Raw genomic sequence first — 1,825 nt, 5'->3', positions numbered from 1 at the left:
CCCGCCGCAGGCAAAGCCTGGGCGGGCTGGGTTCCGTCAGTGCGCCCCCGGTTCGGGTCGCTGCCTTCAGTGATGGTGCTTCAGCTTCTCGTGTTTTCGCTCAGCCCACTTGCCGAGCCGCATCAGCGCGAAATAGGCCGCGACGACGACCACAGTGGACACGGCGATGGCGAGGGACAGGTTGCTCATAGCGACGTTCATCGTTTCTTCCTCTCTCGATTCTAGCACTCTGCGGATCAATCCTCGTCCTCGTAGAAAAGGACTTGCAGCACGAAGACGGCGAGGACAGACAGCAACAGGGCGAGGGGATCAAAGGCCCCCTCGTAGACCATCTTCCCGAACAGGAACACGGTTGCGGCCAACGCTGCCTGCGGCAGCGGGCGGAATAGCCGCTTGAGCTGCTTCCGCGTCATGGCTCCCGCAACACGGAGCCCCAGGCGTCGGGCGAGCTGCTTCATAGGCAATACCTCCGTGGTTGGTGCCGGGCCGGGATGGCACGGCTTCACACACGGATTGCAGGCAGAAAAAAACCCACCGCTGGCAAAGCCAGGGTGGGTCGTGGATCAGCGCAGAAGGTTCCGCGCTGCTTTCTTCAGCTCGCCCGACAGGGCTTCCAGTTTCTCGACGGAAACGTACTGCTCCCCGAATACGTTGGAGAGGTCAACGCCCAGACCGACGCCAAAGACCGAGACGCCACAGTTGCGGACATCATCGACCACCTTTGAAGGTGTTTCTCCGGTGAAGTCGGGGGCACCATCGGTAACGACAATGGCGATCTTCCGCTCCTCGGGTTGAGCAAGGAGATTCCCCGCGACAGCCCGTAATGACTGGAACATCGGCGTCGAGGTGCCACCTCCGGCCGGATACAGACTCGAAGCCTGCTTCCTCTTAACCCCCGAGAAGGTCTCGGAGAAGGGCACGGGGCACCAGACCTCGTTCTGGCTTTCATTCGGGAACACCGAAACCGCAGAGCGCACCTTCGACAGAGGCTCCAGGGCTTCCATCATCGCGTGGGTCGCAATGAGGGATTCCCTCATCAGCGAGTAGCCGCGTGCGGATTCTACGGCCATCATGCTTCCGGAGACATCCAGAAGAATGTGGACGGCCGAACTCTGGGCACGGGCGAACTCCTCGCGATAGAAGGCCCGGCGGTTCCCGGTCATCACGGACGCCAGAGAGCGGGTGTCGAGGCGACCTTGCCGACGCGGATCGCGCCGGTTTCGGTCCTGCCCCTCCAGAAGCGCCCGCAGACTCCGCCGAATACCTCCGGCAAGAGCGGATGCCTCCTGCGCGATCTCCTGCCGCATGTGCTCAGGGTAGGCGACCAGCCGGGATCGGCTCGCGAACGAGAACGTCTGCCCCGCAGAGCTGCGCCCCCTGCCCGGTCCTGCCTCAAGGTGACCGTCGTTCTCCAGAAGGTCGCCCAGGTCGGTATCGGGCAAAGGCTCGTTGGCCCACGGCTCCTCGCTCTTTGAGGGATTCCGCTGACCCTGACCGCCCGCCTTCTCGGGGGCGTCTTCTTCCTCGGAGTCCGAACTGCCACCCGAGTCCGAGCCCTCATCGGCACCGGCATCGGGCTGATCCTGCTCCGCTCCGGATCGGTCGTTGTGCGTCTCCTCGGCCTCACGAATGAGGTCGATGATCTGCTCTGCGACCGCAACGGACTCCGCCGTTGCCTGAAAGTCCAGACCCATCGTGGGCAGGGCTTCCAGGATCTTCTCAGCCCGGTCGATGATGTTGTCACCCAGAACGGAACGCGCAAGCGTGTCGTCCTTTCGGGCGCTCTCATCGAGAGCGGACTGCCGGAGCACCCAGGCGCGGCGGG

Annotated in this window: 3 protein-coding genes; all 3 read right to left on the bottom strand. The window is 63.5% G+C overall.

Going from position 1 to position 1,825, the window contains the following annotated elements; translation table 11 throughout:
* Positions 1-66: 66 nt before the first annotated feature.
* Positions 67-189 (bottom strand): hypothetical protein, encoded by a 123-nt coding sequence (locus C998_RS15310; RefSeq protein ID WP_255349475.1) that lies wholly within the window; start codon positions 187-189, stop codon positions 67-69.
* A gap of 47 nt (positions 190-236) precedes the next feature.
* Positions 237-458 (bottom strand): hypothetical protein, encoded by a 222-nt coding sequence (locus tag C998_RS0113890; RefSeq protein WP_018871473.1) that lies wholly within the window; start codon positions 456-458, stop codon positions 237-239.
* Positions 459-563: 105 nt separating this feature from the next.
* A partial coding sequence (locus C998_RS0113885) for a VWA domain-containing protein (RefSeq protein ID WP_018871472.1) occupies positions 564-1,825 on the bottom strand: 1,262 nt, incomplete at its 5' end.

It is taken from the genome of Thioalkalivibrio sp. ALgr3 (assembly GCF_000377325.1).
GTDB lineage: Bacteria > Pseudomonadota > Gammaproteobacteria > Ectothiorhodospirales > Ectothiorhodospiraceae > Thioalkalivibrio.
This window is presented reverse-complemented; position numbering and strand designations above follow the sequence as displayed.